At 69.8% G+C, this 6,205-nt stretch carries 5 protein-coding genes; 3 read left to right on the forward strand and 2 right to left on the reverse strand.

The genetic code is table 11. From position 1 onward, the window contains the following. On the forward strand, positions 1 to 501 hold a 501-nt coding region (locus L0H79_RS19845), incomplete at its 5' end, for an SCO6880 family protein (RefSeq protein ID WP_367652502.1). Between the two features lie 83 nt (positions 502 to 584). On the opposite strand, the gene L0H79_RS19850 is transcribed toward L0H79_RS19845, so the two are convergent. Beyond that, complete coding sequence (locus L0H79_RS19850; RefSeq protein WP_301486372.1) at positions 585 to 1,970, reverse strand: hypothetical protein; 1,386 nt, start codon at positions 1,968 to 1,970, stop codon at positions 585 to 587. Between the two features lie 64 nt (positions 1,971 to 2,034). Here L0H79_RS19850 and L0H79_RS19855 point away from each other — a divergent pair, with 64 nt between their 5' ends. After that, positions 2,035 to 3,141 carry a peptidoglycan DD-metalloendopeptidase family protein gene (locus tag L0H79_RS19855; RefSeq protein WP_301486373.1) on the forward strand — a complete coding sequence of 369 codons (1,107 nt, stop codon included), beginning with the start codon at positions 2,035 to 2,037 and terminating at the stop codon, positions 3,139 to 3,141. On the opposite strand, the gene L0H79_RS19860 is transcribed toward L0H79_RS19855, so the two are convergent. Next, positions 3,081 to 4,520 carry an IS110 family transposase gene (locus L0H79_RS19860; protein ID WP_367652503.1) on the reverse strand — a complete coding sequence of 480 codons (1,440 nt, stop codon included), beginning with the start codon at positions 4,518 to 4,520 and terminating at the stop codon, positions 3,081 to 3,083. The genes L0H79_RS19855 and L0H79_RS19860 overlap by 61 nt on opposite strands. Before the next feature lie 487 nt (positions 4,521 to 5,007). Here L0H79_RS19860 and L0H79_RS19865 point away from each other — a divergent pair, with 487 nt between their 5' ends. Continuing rightward, a complete protein-coding gene (locus tag L0H79_RS19865; RefSeq protein ID WP_301486374.1) occupies positions 5,008 to 6,162 on the forward strand; it encodes a hypothetical protein in 1,155 nt (384 codons plus the stop codon). The last annotated feature ends 43 nt before the right edge of the window (positions 6,163 to 6,205 follow it).

Here is a 6,205-nt window from a genome sequence, read left to right on the forward strand (position 1 = left end):
CGGCACTACAGCCACGACGCGTGGAACTCCATCAGCGCCACCCTCAAGCTGCCCGCCCGCGGCGCCGCCATGGGGGCGCTGGCCCCCGTGCTGACCCCCACCGAGCCCGGCGAACGGCGCAGCCTGCTCATCGCCTACCCCATCCTGCGCCAGGGCTCCGCCGACCGGCACTCCGCGACCAGCGAGTGGGCCGCCGACCTCGGCGACGAGCTGCGCAACCGCGCCAAGGTCAAGCAGCGCGCCAAAGCGAGAGCCGAGGCCGACCAGACCCGTGGCATGGACGCCAAGCTCGCCCGCGGTCACGCCATGACCCGCCCGTATGCCGTCGCCACCGTCACCGTCCCCAAGACGAGCCGCGTCGCCGAATACGGGCGCCGGCTCGACGCCGCCATCCGCCGCGCCGGCTACGCCCCGCTGCGTCTCGACCTCGCCCAGGACGTCGCCTTCGCCGCCAGCTGCATCCCGCTCGGGATCAGCCTCACCCGCAAGAGCGACGCATGACCCCCCGGGGAGCCCGAGGCGCGGGGCGACGGGGTAGGGGAGTGGCCCGTCTGCTCGCCGACTTCGGCCACGACCTGCCCGCCTCACCCCAGACCGCACACAACCGGCGCGACCCGCGACTGTTCCGCTACGCGCCCAAGCGGGGTCAACGGCATACCGGACGCGGCTGGGCCGCCGCGAACGCCCCCGTGGCGGCGTGGCGGATGACCTCCGACCAGGCGCCCGTCCTGTGGCCGTTCATCTCCACCCCCGGGCTGCCGCCGACCGGCGCGCAGATGGGCATCGACCAGCTCTCCGGTGGCAGCTTCTACGCCGACCCGCTCGGCTGGGTCCTGCGCGACGACGTGCCCGTCACCAACCCCAACATCTTCGCCTTCGGCAAACCCGGCCGCGGCAAGAGTGCAACCGTCAAGGCGTTCGTGCTGCGGATGATGGAGTTCGGCTACCGCACCCTCATCCTCGGCGACCCCAAGGACGAGTACGAGAAGCTCTGCCACGCCCTCAGCGTCCAGCCCTTCGCCATCGGCCACGGCCTGCCCGCCCGGATCAACCCCCTCGCGTTCGGCCCCCTCGGCCAAGGCTGGGAGCACCTCGACCCCGCGGCCGCACAGGCCCGGGCCGCGGTGGTCTTCGCCCGCTGGCTCACCCTGATCCGCGGCCACGTCGGCAGCCAGCGCCTCGGCGACACCCGGGTCCCGTTCGGGCCCTCCGACGAGGTCGTCGTCAAGACCGCCCTCGCCGACCTCACCGGCTACGCCCACGGGCAGAGCCGGCTGCGGGAGGTCACCATCCCCCAGCTGTGGCAGGCGCTCGATACGCCCACCGACGCCCTCGTCACCGAATGCCGGTACGCCAGCCGGCAGCAGTTCCTCGACGACACCCGGCTCCTGCGCGACGCCCTCGGCCAGCTCGTCACCGGGGCCTTGGCCGGCCTGTTCGACGACCACACCACCATCGACGTCGACTGGCACGCCCCCATCCAGTCCCTGAGCCTCTCCCGGCTCGAGCCCCTCGGTGACGACGCCGTCGGCATCGCCCTGACCTGCCTCAACTCCTGGGGCCGCGCCATGCGCGAAACCGCCAACCCCGGCGACCTGCGCATCGTCGTCCGCGACGAGTCCTGGAAGCAGCTGCGGCTCGGGCCGGAGGCCGTCAAGAGCTTCGACGCCGACCTGCGCCTGTCCCGCCGCGACGGCGACATCCAGTTCGCCGTCGCCCACAAACCCTCCGACCTGCTCTCCGCCGGCGACACCGGCTCCCAAGCCGTCACCATCGCCAAGGACCTGCTCCACCTGGCCGACATCAAGATCCTCCACGGCCAGGACGCCGCCGTCGCCGACGAGCTCGAGACCCTCCTCGGCCTGGGACCCATCGCCCGAGACCTCGTCACCGGGTGGGCCATGAACGGCAAAGGCCGAGCCATCTGGTGCGTCGGCGAACAGGCCTACAAAGTCCAGACCGTCCTGCACCCCGCCGAGCTCGAGATCGCCTTCACCAACGACGCCATCACCGGCAGGCTGACCAAGGGCTCGCGTGGGCAAGGTCCTGGGCGTTGCAGCGCTCGTCCTCGCGGTCGTGTGCGCCCCGCTGGTGGTGGCGCTCATGGTCGCCGGCGCCGCCGCACACGCCGCCAACGCGAACCCTGCATGCGGGGGAGCGGTGCCCCCGACGGGGGCGTGGCGGCCTCCGTTCGTGCAGGCCTACACGGTCTCCCCGCGGGGGATCGGCTGGCGCTTCCACCCCGTCTTCAAACGCATGAACTTCCACGGCGGACAGGACATGTCCTCCCAGCCCGGACCCGGCCCCATCGTCGCCGTCACCGCCGGCCGCGTCGTCCGAGCCGGCTGGGACACCGCCGGCTACGGCAACGTCGTCGACCTCCAACACGCCGGAGGCATCAAGACCCGCTACGCCCACCTCGCCACCATCGACCGCGCCATCGCTCCCGGCGCAGACGTCGCAGTCGGGCAGCAACTGGGCATCGAAGGCTCCACCGGGGCCAGCACCGGCAACCACCTGCACTTCGAAGTCATCGTCGACGGCGAACGCGTGGACCCGATCGCCTTCATGCGCGACCGTGGCGCCCCCCTCGACGGCCGCAACGTCGGACCGTCCGACACTCTGGCAACGGAAGGACGGGAGACTGCGGCGGACGAGTCCACCGCCGCGCTGCCACCGTCCGGCGAGCCCAGGCAGAACTCCCTGCACAACCCGCCCCAGCCGATCCCCGACGACATCCTGCGCCTCTACATCGAGGCCGAGGGGAAGTACGGCATTCCCTGGCAGCTGCTCGCCGGGGTCGGCATGGAAGAGACCGCCCACGGCCGACTCACCGGCACCTCATCGGCCGGCGCCAGAGGGATCATGCAGTTCATGCCATCCACCTGGGCCGCCATGGGAGTCGACGGCGACGGCGACCGACGAGCCGACATCACCAACAACGCCGACAGCATCCACTCCGCCGCCAACTACCTGCTCCGCACAGGAGCCACACGAGAGCTCGACGGAGTCCGTCGGGCGCTCTTCGCCTACAACCACGCCGACTGGTACGTCAACGACGTCCTCTACTACGCCGAGGCCTACGGGGCGGGTGGCCTCACGGGCACAACCGCGCGATGTCCCAGCCCCTCGCGACGGTGAACGGAGGCCCGAAGGCCGCCCGGGAGTTCCGTCAAAGGCGGTGCGTCATAGCGGCTCCCCTCTGACGTCAAGGGGCCGGGGTCGGCTCTTTGGAGTGTGCGCCGGCGCTTGTCGCCGTCAAGGTCGTTCGTCCGGTGGGGCGCTGCACCTTGACGGCTCCGGCGCGTCGGCGCGGTCGCTGGGGAGCCGAGCCCGGGCGGGGCTTCGCACGGGCGGTGGCCGGGGGTAGCGTCGTGGGTGCGGGTCCGGGAAGTGGCTGATCCGAAGTGTCGATGTGCGGGGGCAGGTCGACCGCGCTGGATGTCAGAGTCGCCCCGCAGTGCCCTCCCGGGCCCGTCAGGGCTGCCGCCTGGTCGGCGGCGTGGGCGTCGGCGCGCAGTTGCCGGTAGATCGCGTCGGAGATTCGGCGTTTGAGGCACCTCATCGCCTCGAGGGGGTTTCTTGCCCTCGGCGCGCTTGCGCCGGTAGTAGGCGCGGCCCTCGGTGTCGAGGCGCAGCTGGGTGACCGCGGCGATGTGGATCACGTGGTTCATCCGCCGGTTGCCGGCCCGGGAGAGCCGGTGCCGGTTCTGCTCCCCGGAGGAGGCGTCCAAGGGTGCGGTGCCGGTCCACGACGCGAACCGGTTGCGGTCGGCGAACCGGGCCACGTCGCCGACGTCGGCCAGGACGCGGGCCGCGACCGCCGGGCCCACGCCGTGCAGGTCCATCAGCGTCGAGCCGCGGGCCAGGACCATCGCCTCGAGCTCGGCGCTGGCCTTCTTCTTCTTGGCCTCGACCACGACCAGCTCGGCCAGCTCCTCGGCCGCGGTCCGGCGGCGGATCTTCCCGGCGATGTCCCGCGGGCGGACCGAGGCGAGCATCGCCTTGGCCTGCCCGGTGGTGATGTCCTTCTTCGCCTGTCCCGGCAGGAGTTCCGCGAGCAGGGCCTGGAGCCGGTCGACGATCTGGACCCGCCGCCTGCTCAGCGCGTCGCGGCGATCCGACAGGATCCGCAGCGCCTCCAGGTCGCCGTCGACCTGCAGCACCCGCAGGCCCGTGGTGCGTACCGCCACGACCGCGATCGAGTGCGCGTCCAGCGCGTCGGTCTTGCGGCCCTGCCCGGTGTCGAAGAGGCGCACCCGCGCGGCGAGCTTGGCCGGGACGTCCAGCACCCGTTCGCCCGCTTCCAGCAGCCGCTGCGCCAGCGGCCGGCCAGCGCCGTTGGCGCCCTCGACCGCCCACGTGCGCTGCGGCCAGGCCTTCGCGTACCTGCGCATTGCGGCGTAGCCGGCCCGGTCCGTGGTGAACCGTCCCGAACCCAGGACCCGCTCGTGCTCGTCGAGGACCTCGATGGTGGCCGACAACTTGTGGGGATCGACCCCGATGATGATGTGTCGCATCTGCTGCTCTCCTTCGCTCGTGACCGATGTGGACGGCGAGGTGGGCAGTGCTACTACGAGCAGGGCAGTCCCCTCTGGAGCCACGCCTCGTCACGGCGCCCGGCGGGGCCGCAGACCGCTGGTGAGCCACACCGATCGCGCTGGTGGGCAGCCCAATAGAGAGCGCCTCGCCGAGCACCTAGACCGAGTCTGGCCAGACATCGGCCCTACCGAAAGTGTCTAGTAGCCCACAGTGACGCGCCCGGGGTGCGCGGGAAGGCTCTGAGCAAACAAAGCGAATCTAGGACCGCGAGTCCGGGCGCGGCGGATGCCCCTACGGGGACATTCCCAGCCGCGTTGCGAACTTACCGCTGGGGCCAGAAGAAGTGCGGTGGGCCGAAGGCGCCGAGGACGACGGATACTCGCCAAAGTCGGCCGCGCCTCTCTGAGATGCGACACCCGGCCGTTGCTGCCCAATCGTGTCTGCACCACCAAGTAGCGTGAAGGGGTGCCCGAGAGTCGCTATAAGTACCTGTATGAGCGGTTGGGGGACCACAACTTCCAACTTCTGGCGAGCTCCCTGCTGACCGCCCGCTTCGCTGACTTTGTTCCCCTGCCAATCCGACAGGCCGACGGTGGCAGAGACGGCCTGCGCGGGTCAGAAAGGTCACTGATCTACCAGGTCAAGTGGTCGGTCAACGGCAAGGAGAAGGACCCGATCAAGTGGCTGGATAGCGCAGTAGCCGGCGAGGCCGAAAACATCAGACGTCTGGTAAGCGAGGGAGCCAGGCGATACGTGTTGGTGACCAACATCCCGAGCACCGGGAAAGCAGGCACCGGGACCTTCGACAAACTTAACGTTCTCCTAGACCAGCATGCCAAGGCTTACGGCCTGGAGGAGATGACCTGTCTGTGGCGGGAAGCCATCGACGCCATGGTGGACAACTCCGACGACGGCCTGCTGTGGAGGTATGCCGACATGCTCGCCGGCTGGGAGCTGATCCGCTACCTGGTGGCCGAAGACAGAGCTGGCCAGCAGGACAGCCGACTGCGCAAGCTTGTCCGCAAGGTTGCTGCGGTCCAGTGGGACGAGGACGAGCGCGTCAAGTTCAGTCAGGTGGACATCGACCGAGAAAAGGTCGCCGATCTATTCATCGATGTGCACGCAGGTAAATTGACGGTCCGCGACCGGCGCAGTCCCGAGCTCCTCACCCACCAGCCCCTCGGCGGAGCCGCCGAGTACCTTCTAAACGTCGTGCCGACGACGGCACGAGACTGGAACACCGTCGTCCGAGGCGCCCCGGGCCAGGGAAAGTCCACTCTGTCCCAGTACATCTCCCAGGTTCACCGCAGCGCGTTTGTGCCAGCCATCTTGCGACCGCAGACCTTTCCCGCTGTGGCCAAGCCGCTCTTCCCCGTCCGGGTCGACCTGAGCGACTACGCACGATGGATGAACGGCGTCGACGTGTTCGACACTGAGTCGGATGCCCCGACGAAGACCAAGAAGCGCCCCATCGCCATGGCCGGCCTCGAGTACTTCCTTGCGGACGTCATGACTTACGCAGCGGGAACGCCCGTCGCGCCCGCGGAGGTGCAGGAACTATTCGCCCTCGTCGCGACCTTGATCGTTCTCGACGGGCTCGACGAGGTGCAATGTCCGTGACTTTGGTGTCTATGTGGTCTAGAGTCCGGGTGTGGCTGGAGCG

It is taken from the genome of Intrasporangium sp. (assembly GCF_030452765.1).
GTDB lineage: Bacteria > Actinomycetota > Actinomycetes > Actinomycetales > Dermatophilaceae > Intrasporangium_A.

Excerpts from the sequence above, each read along its gene's own strand:
- L0H79_RS19860 (WP_367652503.1), bottom strand. The coding sequence starts at position 4,520 with ATGCGACACATCATCATCGGGGTCGATCCCCACAAGTTGTCGGCCACC.